The 23,328-nt window shown below is 48.0% G+C and carries 11 protein-coding genes; 4 read left to right on the top strand and 7 right to left on the bottom strand.

The window, feature by feature from the left end:
- Nucleotides 1-48: 48 nt before the first annotated feature.
- The 6 genes from J2X05_RS20440 to J2X05_RS20415 form a co-directional block, all read right to left on the bottom strand.
- Nucleotides 49-3,168, bottom strand: coding sequence for an efflux RND transporter permease subunit (locus J2X05_RS20440; RefSeq protein WP_261948109.1), 3,120 nt, complete (start codon nt 3,166-3,168; stop codon nt 49-51).
- A 10-nt stretch (nt 3,169-3,178) separates the two neighbouring features.
- Nucleotides 3,179-4,336 carry an efflux RND transporter periplasmic adaptor subunit gene (locus J2X05_RS20435; RefSeq protein WP_261948108.1) on the bottom strand — a complete coding sequence of 386 codons (1,158 nt, stop codon included), beginning with the start codon at nt 4,334-4,336 and terminating at the stop codon, nt 3,179-3,181.
- The gene (locus J2X05_RS20430) at nt 4,333-5,607 is read right to left on the bottom strand and encodes a TolC family protein (protein ID WP_261948107.1); all 1,275 of its coding nucleotides are present in this window, start codon (nt 5,605-5,607) and stop codon (nt 4,333-4,335) included. The genes J2X05_RS20435 and J2X05_RS20430 overlap by 4 nt, the downstream gene beginning before the upstream one ends.
- Nucleotides 5,608-6,361: 754 nt before the next feature.
- Complete coding sequence (locus J2X05_RS20425) at nt 6,362-7,075, bottom strand: hypothetical protein (protein WP_261948105.1); 714 nt, start codon at nt 7,073-7,075, stop codon at nt 6,362-6,364.
- Between the two features lie 86 nt (nt 7,076-7,161).
- Entirely contained in the window at nt 7,162-8,757 is a 1,596-nt protein-coding gene (locus tag J2X05_RS20420; RefSeq protein WP_261948104.1) for an alkaline phosphatase family protein, read from the bottom strand.
- A 1,075-nt stretch (nt 8,758-9,832) separates the two neighbouring features.
- Nucleotides 9,833-10,024, bottom strand: coding sequence for a hypothetical protein (locus J2X05_RS20415; protein ID WP_261948103.1), 192 nt, complete (start codon nt 10,022-10,024; stop codon nt 9,833-9,835).
- A 142-nt stretch (nt 10,025-10,166) separates the two neighbouring features.
- Here J2X05_RS20415 and J2X05_RS20410 point away from each other — a divergent pair, with 142 nt between their 5' ends.
- Complete coding sequence (locus J2X05_RS20410) at nt 10,167-10,568, top strand: PIN domain-containing protein (protein ID WP_261948102.1); 402 nt, start codon at nt 10,167-10,169, stop codon at nt 10,566-10,568.
- A gap of 1,232 nt (nt 10,569-11,800) precedes the next feature.
- On the opposite strand, the gene J2X05_RS20405 is transcribed toward J2X05_RS20410, so the two are convergent.
- Nucleotides 11,801-12,709, bottom strand: coding sequence for a carbohydrate-binding domain-containing protein (locus tag J2X05_RS20405; RefSeq protein ID WP_310076179.1), 909 nt, complete (start codon nt 12,707-12,709; stop codon nt 11,801-11,803).
- A 782-nt stretch (nt 12,710-13,491) separates the two neighbouring features.
- Between J2X05_RS20405 and J2X05_RS20400 the strand changes: the two genes are divergently transcribed.
- The 3 genes from J2X05_RS20400 to J2X05_RS20390 all read left to right on the top strand — a co-directional run bounded on the left by J2X05_RS20400 (nt 13,492) and on the right by J2X05_RS20390 (nt 22,992).
- Nucleotides 13,492-16,761, top strand: coding sequence for a glycosyl hydrolase (locus J2X05_RS20400; RefSeq protein ID WP_310076177.1), 3,270 nt, complete (start codon nt 13,492-13,494; stop codon nt 16,759-16,761).
- Nucleotides 16,762-16,849: 88 nt separating this feature from the next.
- Nucleotides 16,850-19,957, top strand: a complete 3,108-nt coding sequence (locus J2X05_RS20395) for a TonB-dependent receptor (protein WP_310076175.1) — start codon at nt 16,850-16,852, stop codon at nt 19,955-19,957.
- A 521-nt stretch (nt 19,958-20,478) separates the two neighbouring features.
- A complete protein-coding gene (locus tag J2X05_RS20390) occupies nt 20,479-22,992 on the top strand; it encodes a CBM35 domain-containing protein (RefSeq protein ID WP_310076174.1) in 2,514 nt (837 codons plus the stop codon).
- The last annotated feature ends 336 nt before the right edge of the window (nt 22,993-23,328 follow it).

The raw sequence follows: 23,328 nt of genomic DNA, 5'->3' as shown, positions 1-23,328 counted from the left end.
TCATCAAATCGGTACAATCAGCGCCAAACGTTGAGCCTTCGAAGGAAATTAATTCTTTGGCCTGGTCGCCCCAAATTTGCTATGAAGCCAGTGATATAAAACGGGTAACACAAACAACGTCAGCAGCGTCGAGGAAATAATCCCGCCGATAACAACGGTTGCCAATGGACGTTGGACTTCTGCACCGGTTCCCGTGTTCAGTGCCATTGGTACAAAACCAAGACTTGCTACCAATGCGGTCATCAGAACCGGTCGTAAGCGAACAAGTGCGCCTTCGGTCACAGCCAACATCAAATCCCCTTTTTCGTGCCAGAGATCACGAATAAAAGCGAGCATGACGAGGCCGTTGAGTACGGCAACACCGGAAAGCGCAATAAAACCAATACCTGCCGATATGGACATGGGCATATCTCGAATGGCTAGCGCCAGCACTCCACCCGTGAGCGCCAAAGGCACGCCACTAAAAATAATTAACGCGTCTTTTAGCGAGCCAAACGCCATAACAAGAATGCCGATGATCAGCAGCAGCGTCAGTGGCACCACAAGAGACAGGCGCTTACTGGCCGATTCGAGTTGCTCAAATGTTCCGCCGTAATCCAGCCAATACCCTGCGGGCATATCCACCTTGTCGGCAATTTGCGCTTTAACATCTTGCACAAAGCCGCCCAGATCGCGTCCCCTTACATTTGCGGTCACAACCACCCGGCGCTTGCCATTTTCCCGGCTAATTTGTGCAGGTGCCGGAGAAATGTCGATAGTTGCTACTTCAGCGAGCGGAACGTAATCGCCGTTAGGCAGTGGCACCGGTAAAAACTTGAGCTTCTCGACATCGCGCCGCACAGCTTCCGGTAATCGCACGATGAGTTCAAAGCGCCGATCACCCTCATACAATATGCCCGCACTTTCACCGCCAACGGCAGCGGCGACCCAATTTTGAAGTGTTGACACATTCAATCCATAGCGGCCCAACGCGCTTCGCTTCGGAATAATTGAAAGTGTCGGCAACCCTGTCACCTGTTCAACGCGTGCATCGGCCACACCTTCTACCTGATTCAAGGCTTCGAGTATGTCGTTAGCGGTCAACACCAGTTGATCAAGGTCATCGCCAAACACCTTGATACCCAGGTCGGCTCTGACACCTGAAATGAGTTCGTTGAACCGCATTTGGATGGGTTGGGTGAACTCATAATTATTACCGGGTAGTTCCTCAAGCGATTTTTCCATTTCCTCCACCAACTGCTCTTTGGTCTTATCGGGATTGGGCCATTCGGATCGAGGCTTTAAGATAACGAAATTATCGGCAACATTCGGGGGCATTGGATCGGTCGCAACTTCGGCAGTACCTATGCGTGCAAAGACTTTATCTACTTCGGGAAACGACTTGATGCGCTGTTCGAGAACTTCCTGCATTTCGACCGCTTGTTCGAGGCCGGTACCGGGGATTCGCATGGCATGTAACGCGATATCGCCTTCGTTAAGTTGCGGAATAAATTCAGATCCCAGTGTTGTGGCAAGCCACGTGCAAATGATGACAAGACCGGTAGCACCGCCAATCACAAACCAACGGAATTTAAATGCCAGCAACAATAAAGGCTTATAGATTTGCTTCGCACTGCGAATGGCAACGCCTTCTTGTTCACTGATTTTCCCGCTTAAAAAAACCGCGACCGCAGCCGGCACAACAGTGAGGGATAAAACCATTGCGGCGACAAGTGCCATCACGACCGTTGCGGCCATGGGGTGAAACATTTTGCCTTCCACGCCGGTGAGGGAAAAAATCGGGATATACACAACGGTGATGATCGCGACACCAAACAGACTGGGCCGAATAACTTCAGAGGTTGCCTCAAAAACCACGTTCAAGCGTTCGCGCAGGCCAAGAGCGCCTTCACGTTGAGCATGGGATAAACGCCGGATAGCGTTTTCCACGATAATCACAGTGCCATCGACGATGATCCCGAAATCCAATGCCCCAAGGCTCATTAAGTTTGCGGACACCCCGGTGTGTACCATGCCGGTTATGGTGGCAAGCATCGATAGTGGGATTACTGCCGCCGTAATCAGTGCTGCACGCAAATTCCCGAGTAACAGGAAAAGCACCACAATCACCAATAAGGCGCCTTCCAAAAGGTTTTTACTGACCGTTGCAATGGCTTTATCGACTAACGCTGTACGATCATAAACGGGTGTCGCAACAATGCCTTCGGGGAGTGAAGCTTGAATATCAATCAGCCTTGCCGCTACGTCTCGCGCTACGGTGCGTGAGTTTTCTCCGATGAGCATCATGGCCGTACCCAGCACCGTTTCAACACCATCCTGGGTTGCCGCACCGGTTCGAAGCTCTTTCCCGATGGCAATATCGGCAACATCACTGATTTTGACGGGAACAGAATCCTGCTGCGCAACAATGACGTTGGCGATGTCATCCAAGGTTTGCAGTTGGCCGGGCGAGCGCACTAGTAATTGTTGCCCATTGCGCTCGATGTAACCTGCACCACGGTTATCATTATTGGATTCAAGCGCATCAACCAGGTCTTCCATCGACACCCCGAAGTGCAGGAGTTTCTGTACATCTGGCGTAATGTGGTATTGCTTGTTATAGCCACCAATACTGTTTACCTCTACCACACCCTTTACCTGCGCCAACTGGGGTTTGATTATCCAGTCTTGAATTTCACGAAGGGCAGTAGAATCGTATGGTTTACCGTCTTGCGTTCGCGCCTCGGGAGTCGCTTGAACGGTATACATAAATATTTCACCCAATCCTGTCGAGATGGGTCCCATTTCAGGTTCCATACCGGTAGGCAGCACACTTTTCATCGATCCCAGTTTGGTGTTGATAAGATTCCGGGCAAAATAGATATCGGTACCTTCGTCAAACACCACAGTAACCTGTGATAAACCATAGCGAGACAACGACCGCGTATAGGATAGGTTGGGTAACCCTGCCAACGCGGTTTCTATCGGGTAAGTAATCCGCTGTTCGGCTTCTAACGGCGAATAACCTGGTGCGGCGGTATTAATTTGCACCTGGACATTGGTGATGTCGGGCACCGCATCAATAGGGAGTTTTTGATAACTCCAAAATCCGATGCCGACGATTAATAAAACAAAACTTAAAAATAGATAACGCCGCTCGATGGCTAAGCGTAGTAGTGAATCAATCATGCTACACCCCTTAGTGTTCGTGCTCGGCTTCGGATTTTTCGATATCGGCTTTAATGAGATAGCTATTTCGGGTTACGTATTCTGTATCGGGTTTCAGGCCAGATATGACCTCGGCATAGCTGTCATCTTTTCGCCCCACGACCAAAGGAATAAATTCGTATTTATTACCATGTTTGACAAAAACCCCGGTGCGCCCTCCCAGGGTTTGCAGTGCATCTATTTTTACCGCTACGTCTACGTTAAATTCATCGATAACAATACGTCCTTCAGCCATTGCGCCTGGAGAGAGCATTGACTCATGGTTGTTTAGTTTTGCGCGCGCAATGAGATATGGCTGCTCATCACTGGCTGGGAGGAGGTGCTCAATTTTTGTTTCAACTTTTTGCTCGCCCATACTCAGAAAAACTTCTTGCCCGATAGCAACAGAGGAGCGTTGAGCGGGAAAAATACGCAACTCGGCCCACAAGTTATCAAAGCTCGAAATTGAAAACAGTGTTTGATCTCCTGTAACCTCGCCCGAATTAGCGTGCCGTTGCACGATCATTCCGGCAATGGGTGCGCGGATACTGTATTTTCTCAAACTCTCGTTGGCTTCAACTTCAGCCAGAAGATCACCGGCTGCCACTGTCTCACCAATAGTGACCTGTACCGACGTTATAACACCTGAAAATCGTGCGCGCACATGGCTGGTTTGCTCGGGAGCTGTGGTTAATCGCCCATAGGTAAGAACGGTTTGATGAAGTGTTTGTTCACCAGAGCGTTCCGTCACAATACCCACAGTTTGTGCCATGGGGTCTTCAATTTGAGTGGTTCCCTCTTCATCTTCATGACCGTGTCCGCCACTCTCCACATGACCATGCCCATCTTCACTTTCCTGTTTGCTTTCATCTCCGTGCTCTTCGTGCTTCCCTTCATCTCCATGCTCTTCGTCTTCGTGTTTCCCTTCATGCTTCTCGCCGTCCCCATGGTCATGTTCATGGGAGCCTGCTTCTTCAGTATGTTCATCTTCTTGATGTTGGTGATCATCGCTAGTCGTTGCTGCACTGGCCATATAAATATCGGCCAAAAACATCACCAGTAACAGCGCCAAAATTAAAACCACGCCCGGAGCGGATTTCAGCAAATTTTTCGATGAAGGTTTCGCTAAATGTTTGTTCGATGTTTTCATGGGTTAACCTCAAAATTCTGTTCGTTCAGGGGGGAGCCAATCATTCGCTCCAGCTCAATTCGAGTTTCCTGCATGCGGGCAGCGGCCCCTACCAAGGCTTGCTGGGCATCCACCAATTGGCTTTGCGCAAGGTTTAATTCCAGATAGCTGTAACGCCCCCGGTCAAATGCATTGGCAGTACTGCGCATGGCTTTTTTTAGCGAAGGAAGGACCTCGTCACGCAACACATCCACTTCATCAATCGCTTGCCGATGAGCCTCATAAGTGGAGATCAGTTGAGCTTCTAATTGCACTCGCGCGCTGTCTCGTTCGAGTTCAGCACTTTGTTGATTGGCATTAGCGGTTGTGATTGCGCCACCGGCTCTACTGCCTGCGCCTAAAGGCATGCTCAAGCCAAGAACGACAGCAGAATCCTCGGAAGCCTGAAGACGACGAACGCCCGCATTCCATTCCAGCGAGGGGCGTCGTTCGCTACGCGCTTGTTGCACTTCAGCAATGCGAACATCGACTTCTTTAGTTAATTGCTCCAAATCCGGATTGCCTGACAACTTGTCCAACAACGTCGGTAAAGGCATTGCCGTTGGAACCGCATAAAGATCGGCTTTTACCGCTGTAAAATCCGGCGAGGAATCTGCCCAATAAGCGCTGAGTTTGACTCGCTCGCTACTCACGATTTGTCGGGCTTGTTGCAAGGCAATTTTGGAACGCGCCAATGCGGCGTTTCCGCGCAAGAGTTCACTGTCCGCCGTACCGCCTGCCTGAACCTGCCTGGTCAGTGAGTTGAGGGTTTGTTGGATTAACTGATGCGACTCTTCCTGCAATGCCAGTTGTTCCTGCGCGGCCAGTAATTGAATGAATTGATGAGTCACCGCTGTAATCACATCCAACGTCAGTAGGCGCTGGGTGGATTGCAATTGCTGTTGGCGGGCGGTCACGACATTCATGCGCGCATCGCGCTGACCACCCAACTCAATAGCGGATGACAATGAAATGGTCAGTTCGCTGGCTTCGGTACCGCTAAATTCACCGGAACCTGCGACATTCTCAAGGTCAGCGCTGATGCGGTACTCGGGCCGCAGCGCGGCAGTTTGCTTTTCTCCTGCCAAGGCATTGGCCTTAAAGGTATAGCCCGCCAGTTGAGGATTTTGTTGCAGTGTTGCCCGGACTGCCTCACTCAACGTGAGTGTTGATTGTGCAGCTGAGGACGCCGCATAGGCACTACAAGTAATGGCAATAACCGAGACGGTTAATGCCCGATGGATAAATTGCATAGAAAGCTCCAGCCATATAGGTATTTCCCGGCGCAGCACGTGGAAGCACAATGGAAATACACGAATTACCCCTGTCAAAAAAAGGGGCGTTATGGGTAATCAGGCTGGAGTGACGGGAGGTGCGCGCGATGGTGGACGTAAACCGACAATACGGCGTGGGTGAGCGGTTTGAGAAGCCGGGAAGAATATTGCGGATCGAGGCAATACCTGAAGCAAAAAGGTCGCAACGAGCAACAACGCCAATGGCGTATCAAATTTCAAAACTTTCGTGATAACCGATTGAGATAAGTCTACATCGATATCCTGATGCGATTCATCTGCTGAATGGACCTCGTGCCCATCTACTACGTCAACATGAAGGGAGATTGGTGGCTCCTGTCCGTCAAAACAAAAGTGCCCGTGCACACCGCTCCAGCTGATCATCAGCCAAAACAGCAATGCCAGAAGCGCAAACGTTTTATAACGGGAACTAATTCTCACCTGAGAAGCACCTAGCTAGTTAAGCGATTGAGGATAAAACAATTTGCCTGCTATAGCCACCGCCGAAGCTGCTGGTATGTTATGAACCCGCGCTCCTTATTCACTGAACCATGTAACTTTTAAGGCAAGAACCCAAGTGACAAACGCACGCAACAATCCTCGGCGTGCAAATATTTAACTCGTAGATCGGGATTAAGTCGAAATAAAAAGGGAAAACCGTTGGAAATAAAGCGCTATCCCAAGTGCAAAGGAACACCTGGGATAGTGAGTAGTATCAATGGGAATGTTCGTGCGCGCCCAACAGGGAATGCTGGACTTTCATTACGAAGGGATCGCGCTCCATATCACCCAAATCAGAATACTCAATAAACCGGTAGCGACTAATGTTTTGAGGGGCTTTTGAATCATCTGACGTGAGCAAGGGTTGTTTTAATTCGGTCACGCGGGTTACTCCTTTTTCTACCGTCTTGACCCGTGTGGCCAGCGCAAGTTCGGGCAACCAATCTACTTCATAAGTGACCTGATCAATGGTGCCGCGATACTGAATTCGATTCATGTCGCCCAATGGACTGATTTCACGAGTTTTGGGTAATTTTTGTAGCAGCGCAGGATTGATTGCAGCTGCAAAGGATTGCCATGCCGGGGCAACCTGAAGCAAATTCAAATCCACTGGGGAATATTCGATGACCTGTTGATCAGCATGAAATGCTTTGCTGTAGAACCACAGGTTTTGACTGGTTTTTGTCCATATCTCACTGGTATTCGTGGTGATGTCCAGCCACTCAACCCGTGTCGGGGATCGCCACAGGTGCCCGTGAGTTAGGGCGTCACTTCCAGTACCGTAAACGCGTGTAGTGAATTCCGCATTGACCGTTGAGAGACTTGTTGCGATGGAATTTTGCGTGACACTGGGCGGGGACGTTTGATGAGTTGTGCATCCTGCCAGGGGCATCAATACGAATAGCAAAAACAGCAATTGTTTCTTCATTTGAAAATACACTCTTTTAACAGGAAAACACCGCTGCCAATAGGCAACGGTGTTGTAGGGTTGGTAAGGCGTGTTCTTATCCGGCGTTAGCGACCACGCTTATTGAGACCCAAAGCATCAGCCATGATGTGGTAAATCACATGCTGTTCTTGCACACCACGGAACAGGTGCGCGTTCGGACCTTGTGCATACAAGCCTACGTCTTCACCGGCATGAGTTTCCGAGCCAAGCGGAACGGTTGCTTCTTGCATATAGGCGGGGCTGGTAGTGTCCACATAAGTCAGATCCGGGCGAGCTGCACCACCTTCATAAATGGCTGGTACCGGGCTCTCGTTGGTGCCATTGAACTCACGGCGAGTAAATCCGCCTGTAAAGCCAGGGCCGTTAGCGTAGGACACTGTGGTGTAAGGCAGCCCCAAACTATCCTTGGCGGCCACACCATTAACCGCTGCTTTACCCAGAATAGGGTTGCCGCGCTCCGGGTAACCGGCAATAGTGAACACATGGCTGTGGTCTGCTGTTACCACGATCAAGGTTTCGCGCGGATCAGTCATCGCCACAGCGGCTTTGACCGCATCAGACAGGGCGATAGTATCGGTCAGTGCGCGGAAGGCATTCCCCGAGTGATGGGCATGATCGATACGACCTGCTTCAATCATCAGGTAGAACCCTTTTTTGTTTTTCTCCAGCATCTTGATCGCTTTAGTCGTCATTTCTGCCAGCGATGGCTCACCGGCAATATCCTGCGCACGATCAGCTTCATAACGCATGTGGGAAGGCTCGAACAGTCCCAGCAGGTGGTTTGTCTTGCGAGGATCGATGGCATCAAACCCTTTTTTATCCCACACATAAGCTGCTTTCGAATATTTGCTTACCCACTCTTGATGCAGGTTGCGCCCGTCGCGGCGAATACCGGTGCGACCGGTGTATTCAGGGTCAGCTTCAGTTTCTGCCGAGAAATAACGGCGTCCGCCACCTAACACGACTTCCAGGCCATTGCCGTAAGGGAATTCAAGCAGCTGGCGGGCGATATCCTTCACTGTTGCACCAGCTGGCAAATTGGCATCGGCTTCCCAGTCACGATTGGGCGTATGTGCGAAGTTAACGGCTGGAGTCGCATGGGTAACGCGTGCGGTGCTCACTACACCGGTAGACATACCGCGCTCTTCCGCTTGCTCAAGAATCGTTTTCACGCTGGCCGCAGCCACAACACTGGCATCTTTTTCACTGCGTGACACGGTTTGATTAACCGAAATAGCACCGTCATTGGCTTTAATGCCAGCAACCATCGCCGTCGCGGTTGGTGCTGAATCGGATGTTTGTTGGTTAGCACTGGCAGTGACACTTAGCGCAAAATGCGGGAGTTGTTCGAAAGCCAATCGATTGCTCTCACCGTCACGATTGTTCAACTGTCCCTCAAGAATACGGGCGGCGGTGACGGTGGATACACCCATGCCATCGCCCACAATCAGAATGACATTCTTGGCGTTGGTACCGGCATACGCCTTCCGCTTGGCTTCAGCTAACGCTTCCTGCCCAGACTCGTACCAGTAGGCAGGGGTATTAAATTCAGCTTGAGGTTTATCGGGGTTGTGAGGGTTCTTGTGGGCAGCGGCCAAGGGAGCAGCCATGGCTATGGCAAGGGCTAATGCGCTCGAAGCGAAGGTCTTAATGTTATTCATGAAATAGCACCTCTTGGATTGAGACGAAAGTGTCATCTCGATAATCTAAAGGGGTTTATTGACAGAATAATGACGAACAAAAGTCTTTTGTGTGACCAACTTGAATTAGAGGCAAGAAATTGACTATACGAAGAGGTTTAATAAGGTGTCAGTTCGGTGGTAGATATTTGCAAAAAAAGATGAAATAAAAGTTATCTTCAGCGCAATTTTAATATTATAGGCTTACTTACCAATTTGGCCGCTGACATGTCACCAATGTCCACTTTTGGTTGGGCGCGCGTGACTTGCCAACTTCCGGTATTGGCGTGCGCCGTGATAAGGCGGCGCTTTCCCCGTGGGTGAAAATCCCACTCGGCTATCGCTCCAGCCGAAAGCAACCGGAGCAACTATGGAGGCAACGAAATGGTTGAAGCCTCCGGTGAAGCGTGCCACAAAATACGGTGGCAGCGCGAGTGTGCAGGCCGTAACGCGAGTGAGCGCCGAGCAATCCTCGAAAAGGACGTTGCACAGGCCGACCTGACCGTCATATCGGGGAAGGCTGATACAACTGGGGGACTTGAGCAAGGCTGATCCCAGTTGCTGTGCCGGGGTAGTGGCGACAGCATGTACACAAGGGAGGCGCGCGCAACACGGGAAGCCCCTCTGCGTGATCTGGGGAGATCAACCGAACACCCGCGAGGGAGCGTTCGGGCGCATTGGGGTGGCGGAGAGGCTCGTAGTACCGTAGAAGCCGGGTAATGCCAGTGGAGGAAAGGGGCCTCAGTTCAAAACCAATGTTTAAAGTAGGAAAGGATCAGGAGATTGGGCAACCTAGCAACTCCAATTAGCGTTCGGAAACTACAGAGAACATTACACGTAAAAGCGAAGACTGAAGATAGCTACCGTTTCTACTCCCTCTATGACAAATTGTATCGACAAGATGTTTTGGCTCATGCCTACACCAAGTGCCGCGCTAACCTTGGGGCTCCGAGTGTAGACCGACAAGATTTCTCGGATATAGAAGCATACGGTGTTGAGCGAGGGTTAGGGGAAAAATTACGTCAGTGACCTGCTCAAGAGAATACTCTGCTAAAGGTTACGATTTCTTACTGGGAGGGTCAGTCGGCTTGGGGTCGGGCTGAGCATCAAGCCTAACGAAATTGTCTGGTGAATATGTAACAGATAAATCCAATGGATCGGCAGAGAAAAAAGCGTCGCCTGCTTTGCGGGTATTTGGAGAACGAATACGTGCTAGCAGAGCATCAAGTTGGTCTTTCATATCGGACACAGGTTTCACCTTAAGGATAGTGATATCAGAATGAACAGCATTCCAGACTTCAATAGCCGATTATCTCAACACCGACACATTGAATACCAAATCCCTTTTTCCATGAAATGTACACGCTCCATTCCTGAGGGAGCACCCAAGCATGGTCGGCTCTACAGACATGGATCATCCTCCCGAGCAACAGCCAAAGTCAAACATCGAAAGGTTGATTTCGACATCAACCAGCGGGAAGGGGTACTACTCAATGGATAAGGCTCATGCCGTAGTTTACAAATCTCCGCCAGACAAAACCGATCGTGTGGAGGTTTGGAAGCTTGAGGAAAAACAAACTGAAGTTGCTACGGCGCTTACCGCTTACTGGGGTGCTCAAAAGGGCAATGCTGAGCAGCTAGTCTTTATTTCAAATGACACCGACCTTGAACCAGCCCTCATGGCCATCAGAGAAGACTATGGTAACCAGGTTCAGATCGGCGTCGTGTTGCCCATTGGTGAGCGCCCCCAAGGCACAGTGCGCCGCCCGGGAAATAACCACTGGGTGTTTTAACTGATTGGGCGCGTGGTGTCGTTTAAAATGATGAGATCGCTTCAAGCCAGTTACCTATGACGAGAGCAACCAGAAAAAAACCCATCAGGAAGCCTCATTATTGATAACGGTTTCCAAACAAGTCCGTGAGGATCTTACTGTACTGTCGGGCTGCGAAGCCTTGCTTTATATAATATTCTTTTTAGCAACTACGTAGGATCACTCAACCCGCAAATCCATGCTATCAAAGAATACGACGCCCTGAGCTTCTATATAGATTTTCCCTCGGGGTTAGCAGTGCCTATTTCTCCTTTTTGCTGCGGCAGTTGAGATTTGGTGATTTAGAATCGCGGCATGGAATTTTTTATAAACTATTCCTATAAATTTGTAGCGAAGCAATTCCTATAAATCGTCCATAACCTAGATGGTTCCGCGCCGGATTTATAGACTTATCCCATAATCCGCATTAATGTAAATTAGTGCATAAAGTTGAACAGTTCGACATAAGCTTGAACAAATAAGCACATAAGCTTGAATAAAAGTGTGAATTACAGGTAAAGTTTATAAATTTATAGGATAAGGTTATAAATTTATAGGATAAAATTATAAAGTAGAGTATTTTTTGAGCAAGGATGCTTAGGAACTGCTCGAAATGAATATTCCCGCTCGTAAGCTCAAAAGGTCAGCTGTCAAGAATATTGTTCGCTTTCCAGCGATCAAGGCAAATGGCGGTAAAACCATCCTAGTGGAATCGATCTTTTGTCGCCAGTGGCGTTCGCGAAGCTGGCGGCTTAACGTGGATATCTCATCCTTGAAGTGGTGCTGAGATTGGGGATAGGTCATGTCTTATAACAATAAAGTTATCGATTTTTTGCTTTGGCCTATTCGCAATGAATGACTTTGAGTTTCTGAAAATTAATTAAACAGTGAAGTAAAGATAGCCTCAATTGCCAGATAAATTATTATGAACACTAGGCAGATGCATAAAAGTGCCAAATAGAATCGTTTCCTTGACATCTTATTGTCCTCGCATTTTGATAATTGATGTATTCATTATTGAGGAGGTATAGTTTCCGATAAATAGTGAGGCACTGGATTGTAGAGACGCATCCTTGAATTCTCGATCAACAAATTCCTTGGCAATTTCCAACCAGGCCTCAAGCAAAAAAATAAATGTCTATTCGGATAGCTCTCTTTTTGCGATTCTAAAAAATTACAGTTAAATACTGTTCCTTTCGTTGTCTTTTCTGAATTTAGATTGCGGGAATGCTTACCCAAAAGCGTACGTCATCACACTCATGGCCAGCGAGTTGGTTGTATGTCCAATTGTATCCTTCACGAAAATTGTTGATGTCTTGAGTATTAGAATTACTTAGGCCTGATGAACCATTGCGGTGACCAGCAAACCATTGATCGCCGTAATAATTGCGGCATTCATTATAAATTTGAACATCCATGGAGCGACTGTTATTTAAAGCAGATGACACTGCATAATCATTTGATCCATAACTTCTCCACGCTGAGTGACATTGTCTCATCATGCCCCAATTTTGCTTGGCTGCACCGGCATTAAAAGCATCTCCAGTTTTATTATCGCCATATGCATAACTGGTATTCATTTGTTCAGTCTCCATCATTGCTGATGCAAGAAAACTTCGATTGGCACCAGCATTATTGTAAGCCTGTTTATTGGCTCCTAATCCGGAAACGGTGTAGCACCCGCAGCTCATCCCACTTGGGCAACTTAATGACGTCGGGCAACTACCAGTCCCGCAACTGCCGCTAACTCCGCTATTGCTCGCCACTTGACAGCTTTGATTGTTTTCCCAGCCCCAGCCATCACCATCAGGATCTGAGGAGGCGCTTCGGCATTCTGGATAATTATTGGAGCTGCCGTTGTCAGTGCTGCTGACCACCTGACAGCTTTGGTTATTTTCCCAGCCCCAACCATCACCGTCGGGATCTGATGAAGCACTGGCACAGTTTGGATGACTATTTGTATTTGTGGATACAACGCGACAGCTCGTACTGTTTTCCCAGCCCCAGCCGTCACCATCTGGATCAGAAGCGGAATTGGCGCAATTGGGATAGTCCTGCGCAAAGCTAGTCGAGCTAAAAAAAATTAACGAAAAAAATAGAGCGAGATATTGGAAATTTTTCATCTTGGATCACCTCATTATTATTAAAAAATGGAGTTACCTTCCAACTGAGTGGAAGGTGAACAAAAGCCTCTGGGTATTGAATTCCCCAGACGGACTCTCGGGGAGGAATTCCCCCGATTCGATAGTTGCCAGCGGACGAGCTAGCAACTAAGAAAGATGGATTTTTTACAACTATGCGCGATTATCGTTAGTTCGGGAGCTGTCTGCCGGCTTCTCACACGCGACTAACGGACACATCCTCTTCGAATATTTTCTAGATGAAATGTAATCGTCTAAGAATGGTATGAATCGATGTAACCGATTACAAGTGATTTTTGCGCAGTTGGATTTTTTTGTGATGGAAATAGTCACAAAAGTAGAACACGGTCATGTTTGGAAGGTTTTTCGCCGTATAAATGTTCAGTTTGTCGCTCTCTAAAGGTGCTGTCGTCACCATTTGTAACGAAAATATGTATACGGTTACACAAGGTAATAGCGATAGATCTATATTGCTATTATGTAATTTTATTAACTTAGTTCGTTAACGTCATGTTTTTAAACAAAAATTATAATTGGAAAGGTTGTTGTCATTTTTACCCATGCAAATGTCGCCTGAAAAATCCCCATGATTTGTTTGAAAATGTAATCGATTACACATAGCATGGAATAGGGAGGACTAATTATCTTCTTTTCTTCTAACTGGTGCTTTACGCGATGTCGCGATGATTTAGCCCTCAGCAGCAGTGAGAAGGCGATCCCAAAATACTTATAACCAGACCGGAATCTACCATTCGAGGTGCCCAATGCTCATATCAAAAAACCTATTGCGGGTGAACATTTTACTGTTCTCGTCGCTTTGCTTCGGCTTTTTACCTGGTTGTGGAGGTGGAGGCGGATCAGAAATCAATAATGACGATGTAACCTACATCCCCGAAGTCCGTCCGCTGGGCGTCATTGCTGGTGCCGATATTGAAGCGCCACCGGGTCAAACCGTAGCCTTGGGTGGCCGCTTGGTCGGGACTGTGACGTCCGAAAAAGTAATGTGGGAACTCCTGGGTGGCGACACTATTGAGGGGATCAGTGACTGGACCGCCCCTAACCTTACATTCGTCGCCCCAACTGTTGAAGGCATCAAGAAATATACCTTCAAAATCACCGCACTATCCGCTAACAACGAGCCACTGAGCGACAAGGACGGCAACCTGCTAACCGACGAAGTATCGGTTGTCGTGTTTGATCCAGCAGCGATGATCAATATCGAAGTTGAAGACACTAACTTTGTAACTCTGGGTGGCGTCGAGCTCATAAGCCAGGGTCATAGTAATTACATTATTGACGGCGCCAGTGGCCAACATACTAATGACTTTCTCCCCGGTGCTTACGCTACTTATAACATCCCATCTGGAAGCTTGGTCGACGGTAAAACCCTATCGGCCGGATATTATTATCTCTATGTAAACGCAGCTATACCGGCGTCAGGTTATGGTGCATCCAAAGTCGCTAACGTCACTGTTAGTGGCGTGGAAAATGAGTTGGTTATTTATGCAGGCGATGCATTTAACAAGTACAGCCTGGGCATTATCAAACTCGAAGAAGGCAACAACTCCATCAAAATTGGCGGCGGTTGGGATTATTACCGTGTCGACTCCATCAAGCTGCTGGCTGCGCCAAAACCTGCAAAACCACAAGCAGTTCCGACTACTCTGACCAATGAAAACGCCACTAAAGCCACTCAGGATCTGATGGTATTTTTGGCGGGTAGCTACGGGTCCAAAACTATCAGCGGTCAAACCGAATACATGGATTACAACGATCTGGGCAATAAGACCGGTCTACGTGATTTTAACAAAGTGACTGAAATCACCGGCGGCCAATCACCGGCGATTGTGGCATTTGATTTGATGGACTACTCCAGTTCACGCATCAATTGTGGCGCCGAACCTGGCTTCCTAAGTGAAGATATGATTGCCGAGCACGATACCAAAAATGTCATCCTGTCACCGCTCTGGCACTGGAATTCACCCACCAAGTTGAAAGATACAAATTGTAGCGGCAGTGGTGAAACGGCTTGGTACTCAGGTTTCTACACTACTGGCACCAATTTCAATTTGAAAACCGCGTTGGCCGATACCAACAGTGCAGACTACCAGGCACTGATCTCCGATATGGATGATATTGCCGCTGAATTGAAGAAATTTGCTGATGCCGACATTCCACTCCTGTGGCGTCCATTGCACGAAGCGGAAGGTGCCTGGTTCTGGTGGGGCGCGTCTGATGCCGCATCCTTCAAAGCTCTGTGGGAAATCATGTATCAACGCTTTACCGAAGTGCATCAACTCAACAACCTTATTTGGGTGTACACCGCTGCGGGCAACCTGAGTAATGACTGGTATCCGGGTGATGACTATGTGGATGTGGTGGGCTATGACGGTTACGACGGCAACAATGCCAACAATCCATTCAAAACCCAATTCAACACCCTACGCGACCGTTTTGATGGCAAGAAGCTAGTGGCGCTGACGGAAGTTGGCACTATTCCTAATGTGTCATTGCTGCAAGAACAAAATGCATGGTGGGCTTACTTCGTCACCTGGAACTCTGAAGGCAGCACCGAATACGGCCCTGAAAACGCTGATGCAACCACCGCCAAGGCCGCTTATGAATTTGAGGGCACTTTGAACTTGGACGATGTTCCAGGCGGCCGAGCGAAAGTAGAAGCAGGCTTGTACGAAGGCTTTGAATTCTCGGCATCTGGTTGGAGCGCGCAAATCAACTGGGGTGATGTACCAGGTGCAATGGTATCTAGTGATTGGTCAGCTGCTGGTGAGCACGCACTGTCAATCACCAAAAACCTGAGCGCGGAAACTGCACCTACCAGCGTTGTACTGCAAACCTATCCAGAAGGCGGTATTGAAGTAGGTGATGCAGAACAACTCACATTGGTTGTTCACTCTGCCAACGCCGGTGCTGGTACCACTGCCAAGTTGTTCGTTAAACACGGCGACGACTGGACTTGGGTGGATTCAGGTGCTGTATCTGTCGCGGGCGAAACGACCCTGACCTTGAACGTTTCTGAACTGGAAACCCTGCAAGGTATCGGCGTGCAATTTGAAGGTTTTGATGCAGCCAGCACCAACGCTACCTTTGCGATCGATAAAGTCATGCTCGGCGATGCGGTGCTGTTTGACTTCGAGCCATCGGTTTCACCGTGGGAAGCGCAAGTAAATTGGGCTGCCACCACTGGCATCACTCTCTCTGATAGCTGGAGTAGCACTGGCAGCAGAGCCTTAGGTGTAACCAAAGACTTAACCACCGAAACCGATCCGACCAGCGTTGTATTACAAGCCTACCCAACCGGTGGCATTGATGCGACCGACAAGCAAACCCTCACGCTGGTTGTCCATACCGCTAATGCAGGTGCAGGCACCACCGCCAAATTGTTTATTAAACATGGCGATGACTGGACATGGGTAGATTCAGGTGCAGTTGCTGCGACAGGTGAAGTGACTCTGCAAATCGATGTCTCCGCATTTACCACTTTGCAAGGCTTGGGTGTGCAATTCGAAGGCTTTGATGCCACCAGCACCGCTGCTGAGTTCCACATCGATACCGTCAAGCTGGACGATACAGTGCTGTTTGACTTTGAAGGTACCGGCAAGTGGGAATTCCAAAAGAACTGGTCCCCTGAGAACGGAATCCACCTGAGCAGCGACTGGAGCAAATCTGGTGGCCAGTCACTGGGCGGTACTACTCAACTGCAAGACGGCGACGACAACATCATCCTGCAGGTCTATCCAACTGGCGGTCTGCTCCTGGGTGATGTGACTACCCTTAAAGTATCGGTTCATGCGGTTGATACCGGCAGTGCCACCCAAGTACAGCTCTTTGCCAAAGATAAGGATTTTGCCTGGAAAGATGGTGGCGCCGTTGCGCTGGTAAACGGTAGCGCCGAATTGTCGCTCGATGTTTCCACCATGGGCGGCGAGTTGAGCGGGTTTGGTGTGCGCTTTATGGGACCTGTCAACAGTGCGACCGAATCCAGCTATTACGTCGATGACGTTAGCTTTGAATAACTAAAGCCTGACGACATTAGGGCGCCCAGTTGTGGGCGCCCGAACCACCGAACTTAAAAAGCTATCGAATTTAAAATAGGAATGAATCATGTCTTCCCAAAACCATTTATTTAAAAGAACGGTTTTTAAAAATAATATGCTGTCTGTGGGTATTGCACTCGCCATACTGCAACCCACTGGCATTGCCCTGGCTCAAGATGACGCGGTTGAAGAAGTTGTGGTAACGGGGATTCGCCAGGCGACTGTTGACTCGATCAACACCAAGCGCAATGCTGCTTCTGTCGTTGATGCCATTTCCGCCACCGATATTGGCAAATTGCCTGACGCAACTATTGCCGACTCGCTACAACGTGTTCCCGGTGTTCAGATCACTCGTAGCGGTGGTGAAGGTACCGGCGTAAATATTCGCGGTAATTCCAACGTCACTACCACCCTCAACGGCGAGCAAATGCTGTCGGCCGGATCTATCACCACTGTGTCGCCCAACTTTGCCGATATCCCCTCCACCATGGTGTCAGGCATTGAAGTATTTAAATCAGCCGAAGCCAAAAATGTCGTTGCCGGTTTGGCCGGTACCATTAACCTGAAAACCAACCGACCGTTTTTATTGGATGATGGCTTTACCGCTGTCGGAAAAGTAGAGGCTATTCAGGGATCATTAGGTGAAGAGACTGATGGTGTTTACTCGGGTTTTTTTGGTTACAACAACGATAACCAATTCGGAGCATCACTTAACCTCTCCTATGGCACATCCTATTTGGCTGATTATTGGAATGGCATTATGGGAGGTAGCTCTGGCAACTATGCTGGTTGGGGCTTTAGTGCTAACGAAGCCAATAGCTTTCCGGAAGCGAATGTAGATATCAACGGTGATGGCGATTCAAACGATTCCTACTACGTCGCTGAAGGCCATCAGGCTGCTAATCGTTTTATCGACCGCGAACGTACCGGTATCAACGGTTCAGCCCAGTACAAATTCAGTGATTCCCTCGAACTGACTGGAGACGTGTTCTACACCAAACTGGATGAGCATACTTACTCACGCGCATTCCAAGCTGAACATGGTTGGTCAAACGTAGGCTGGACAACCCCGGACGCCGACTCAGTCACCATGTATCGGAATATGGTGCAAAACGATGCTGATGGCAGTGTAAGTCAGCAAGATGGCAACCTTTACACCATGACATCAGCGTTGCTGCAGGCTCGTCGTGTAATTGCGCAAAGCCAAACCATCGCCGCCGAGAAAGAATCGCTCAATACCAATTTGGAGTTGGCATTTGATAATGGCGGTGCCCTTACCGGCAAACTGCGGTGGGTTCACGGTGAAGCTAATGACGATTCAGCAAACAGCACCATCGATTCACTTTTGAATGACGGCTCCCAATTGGGGGAAACCTACCGTCCAATTGATGGCGAATCCAGTTCGGCTAACCCGGGCGGCTACGGCAGTTATGATGCGTTAATGCCCGATGGAACCCCGATTGACGGCGTACAAGACAATATTCCTATAGGCATTTCCTATTCTGGTAGCAAGCAACATTGGTCGTTACCAACCGGCGCATTACCTATTACTGATGCGGATGGTAATGCCACTACTGTTAACGAAGTTTTTGGTAGCAACCTCGATCGTTACGGTCTGAAGTCCACCAACTTGACTGGCACTTACTCCAATGCCGATATGGATGTATTCCGCGCCGATGGTAACTATGACTTCGGTTCACCAGTGCTCAATACCATTACTTCGGTTGATGTGGGCCTGCGTTACTCCGAGCGCAATGTAGAAAAGAACGGCTGGATTGGTGCATTGCTACGTACTAACGCATACGGTGATGCATTCCTTGCACGCTGGAAGGATGTCGATTCACCTGCACCAACTACCGGCGAGTCCTATGTGCCGCCTATTTCATTCACTGACTTGAATGCACGCGGAATGATCAGCGGCACCGACGATTTCTATGGTACCAACGGACTGGGCACCATTTACTTTGTCGATCCGGAAGCTATGGATGATCCGGTAGCGTGGCATAAGGAAATCTATGGTCAACATATCCTGGTACCTAATGCGGCGACCAGTTATGACCTCAAAGATGAAACAACGACTTTCTATGTACAAGCCAATCTTGAGCAGGAGCTCTGGGGGCATGGCCTGAGAGGTAACTTCGGCCTGCGCTATATAGAAACGGAATACACCATTACCCAAAGCGTTGGCGGATCAACACTTGGTGCAGAAATTAACGGTCAATACTATTTGTTTGGCCCAGGTATGGAGGCGACCGTTGGCGATCAAATCACTACCGTCAATAAGTATGATGAAATCCTGCCGGCACTTAACCTGAGCATGGATTTAACCGAAGATCAATTGCTGCGTTTCTCGTACACAAAAACGATAGGCACTCACGATACAGACAGCCTCGGTGGTGGTTTCAGCGTTACCCGTACCAACGGCTGCGGCATCACCCGGCCTAACGGTGGCCCAGTTGCCTGTGCTACCCGTGCGAATCAGTTGGGTAACCCTAACTTACTGCCCAACATGCAAAATAATATCGACCTGAGTTACGAGTGGTATATCAACGACAGCAGCATGCTGAGCCTAGGTTTGTTTTGGGTCCAGGGGCTGACCAACACCAAGCTGATCACAACTCAACGTAGCGATATTCCCGACGATGATGGCGTAGCTCGCTTTACCATTCCGGTAGACCAAACCGTCAGCTTCGACGAAAAGGGCGATGCGGTTGAAGGTGTGGAAGTCAGCTACAAACAGTCGTTTGATTTCCTGCCCGGCTTCTGGAGCGGCTTTGGTATAGATACCAACTTCACCTATTCACCGAGTGAAAGTACCAATGTCGATTACTACGGCGATACCTCTCCGGCAAGCAAGAACTCTGAATACCAATCCAACTTTGCCCTCTGGTATGAGATGGATGGTTGGCAGGCGCGTATTGCACACAACTATCGCAGTGAGATGTTTGTGAGCACTACCAACATTTCCAACCGTAACTTCGCTTACTACCAAAAGCCCACAAACTATGTTGATGCATCGCTCAGTTATGAATTCACCGACAATATAACTGCCGCACTGCAAGTCACCAACCTGACCGAGGAGCACCAGGAGTATTACAACCAATGGGAGTCCAATATTGATTCGTACTACTTTAACGAACGCCGTACCAGTTTGAGCCTGCAAGTGAAGTACTAAATTAAAAAAGCATAAGCCCCTGATGTGAGTTAGGGGCTTTTTATTGCAAAAATTTACGAAGGGGAAACTTATATCTTGTTTGGGTTCTTCAAATTTTCACGCGGATGTTTTTTTTGCTGAAATGTAACCAATTACTATTCTTTGAAATAATTTCCTAAATTTAAATGTCTTTAAAAACAAAAAAGTTAATTTTATTTTAGTGAAGTGCAATACATTTTTTATGTTCACTCAATTCTATCAATCGGCATATAATGTAACCGGTTACAGAGCTGAGGACGTTTGTTCTAATGGCGATAAAAATAAACAGCTAGTTATCAAAGTTTTGCGATTTCAAAACTTCTGGAGCGGATATCCAGATACTAAAAAAATAAATAGTTTTTATACGGAAAAAAATAAAACCCCGGAGTGGGGTTTGAGGGGATTCGCAAGGGTGTGAAGGTTTTATTCGGCGATTGCCGAATTTGTTATTTCCCGATCTTGCGCTGGTTCACATAAATCTAATATCAATCGGCAGGTATTCTATGAAGTTTCCAACTCTTTCCCGAGCCTTTCTAGGGCTCGCAGTAACTGCTATTGGCTGGCAAGCCAATGCAGCATGTACAACTACGGCCTGGTCATCTTCCACTACTTACAAAGGTGGTGAATTGGTGGTTTATCAAAACGCGGAATACAAAGCGCGTTACTGGATAAATCCCGGCAAAATCCCTAATCCATCTGACCCTTGGGATGCATGGCAATTCACCCAGGCATGTTCTGGTACCCAGACATCATCAAGCAAAAGTTCTGCGGCTACCAGTGTTGCCAGTGGTAACCAATGCAATTGGTATGGCAGTGTTTACTCGATTTGTACCCAAACAACCAGCGGGTGGGGTTGGGAAAATAGTAAGAGCTGTATCGCATTGGCAGATTGCTCCAAACTCACCAGTCCTAATGGTGTGATAGGAAATGCATCCACCTCAAGTAGCGTGGTTTCTTCAAGTTCACGTTCTTTAAGTGTTGTTTCATTATCCAGTTCTTCGTTGAGCAGTATATCGACGAGCCGCAGCAGTTCACTCAGTTCCTCTAGTATAAAAACCAGCTCTTCATTGAGCAGTTCTTCAAAAATTGCGAGCAGTATTTCCAGTTCGTCATCTTCAGTGACTGTACCTGTTGGCAATACCTGGATTTATTATCCTAGCACCGCAACTATCACGGCTCCTGCGCAAGTAGTAGCAGGCGTAGGTGAATTGCAAGGCGCAGGTAGTGCGGTGATTTGGACCGTTGATGCTCCTGTAACAGGCGAATATCGTATTAGCCTGGATTGGAGTTCACCTTATGGTACCAAAACGAACTCGCTGGTGATGGATGGCACTGCACTGAGTTACAGCTTTACTGAAACTGCAACGCCAGTCACTTACACACAAACTAAAACACTCACCGCTGGCTCACATACTTTCGGTATCCAAGTCGGTGGCAGCGATTGGGGCTATGTAAACGCCCACAGCGTGAAATTGGAATTGCTGGGTGGTCTTACTATTAGCTCGCCAGCAAATTTCGCGCAATTGCCATCAGGTAGTAATATTCAAGTTGTTTATCAAAAGTTGGGTGCCGGTAATTTAACTTACAGTGTGAACGATGGTGCTACTGTGGTTTACCAAGGGGCAAGTCCACTGACCATTCCAACACAAGGTGACGGTGTTTACCGCGTGAAATTTGGTATGGAAGGTACGACACTCGGTACTACATTGCGTGTAACTGTAGGTACTACCAATTTGCCAACATTTGTAGAAACTTCAGGGACCCAATTCGTATTAGGTAACAAGCCATTCTACTTTAATGGTTCGAACCAATATTATTTGATGTACAAACCGGAAGGCATGGCGAATGATTTCTTTGCGCGTGCTGCTGCATTGAATATGAAAGTTGTGCGTACCTGGATGTTCTGTAATGGTTCATCCACACATGATGGTGTATGCATCAACAAAAAAACTGGCAGCAGTTTTATTTTGGTTAAACCTGAAGCTGAACGCACCGCCGAAGAGAAAGCGCTGATCGCGCGAAGCTTTGAATTGTTTGACAACTATGTTGCACAAGCAGAAGCCTACGATCTGCGTTTAGTATTGTCGCTTTCTGACTACTGGGATTACTTCGGAAAAATCGAAGACTACGGTCCTTACTCAAGTGCAAGCGGTCGTGCACTGTTCAAAACATTCATCACCAATTTGCTGAACCATGTTAATCCATTAACGGGTAAAGCTTATAAAGATGATCCGACTATTATGATGTGGGAGTTGGCCAATGAACCGCGGTTTACCACCAGTAACTTCCCCGATTTTAAAGTGTGGGTTGCTGATATTGCCGCACATATTAAATCCATTGCGCCTAATCAGTTGGTTTCAATCGGTTCTGAGTCTTCGTTTGGTCTTGCATTTGAAGACACTTATGCATCATTGGCGGAATTAAATCGCGACCCAAATATTGATGCGATTAGCGGCCACTTGTACCCAACTGCCTGGTCAATGACTGACGAACAAGTTATCGGCAATATCCAAAAGCTAGCCGATCTCGCGCGTGAAGTCGGCAAGCCTGCCTACATCGGTGAACTCGGTTGGCCAGTTGATAAAAAGCGCACCACTGGTTCGCAAACTGAAAGCATTCCTTCAGGACAAGCTGCTATTGATGCATTCCTTGCGGTGTCTTTGGCGCAACGCGCGAGCTATATGGAAAGCTGGTACGCCAAAGCTTATGCCAATAAGGATGCAATTGGTGGTTTCCTGATTTGGCAATTGTCCGGTAAAGAGTGGGGTAATGGCGGAACACCGTTACAAGGTTGCCAATGGTGCTCAGGCCCCTATGGTGAACCAACCGGTGGTTGGTCCGGTAACCATGATGGCTATCAATTCTATTGTGCATTGGATGCAGCGGAAATGTCGTTAACCAAACTGGGGGCTATCGGCACCAACAAAGAGGGCGACAAAATCCATATGGATCTACATAAGCCTAGTTGTGATGTGATTAAAAACTATTCTGAAAAGTATCTTTTGTTAATCCAGTAAAACTTGAGAACAACTCCATCGCTGATCAAATCAGTGATCCTCTTCCCTCAGTTTGGGCAACCGGCTGGGGGCTTTTTTGGTTTCTATGGAGCCAAAAAATGTAATCGTTACCATTTTTTATGGTTAACTTCTTAGTTGATATGCTTTAAAGCGCCAAAAAATGGCATTTTAGATCAAATCAATATTGTAACCGTTTACATATTTGATCACAATACAAGCTATTCATAACCTGAATTTTCCCTGGATTTAGTTATGAATGCAGTTAGTTACATAATAATTTTTGTTTCAAGTTCACGTTTTATTAAAACCTTCATCACCTTCGTGGAATCGTTTTTC

It is taken from the genome of Cellvibrio fibrivorans (genome assembly GCF_031457055.1).
GTDB classification, from domain to species: Bacteria; Pseudomonadota; Gammaproteobacteria; order Pseudomonadales; family Cellvibrionaceae; genus Cellvibrio; species Cellvibrio fibrivorans.
This window is presented reverse-complemented; position numbering and strand designations above follow the sequence as displayed.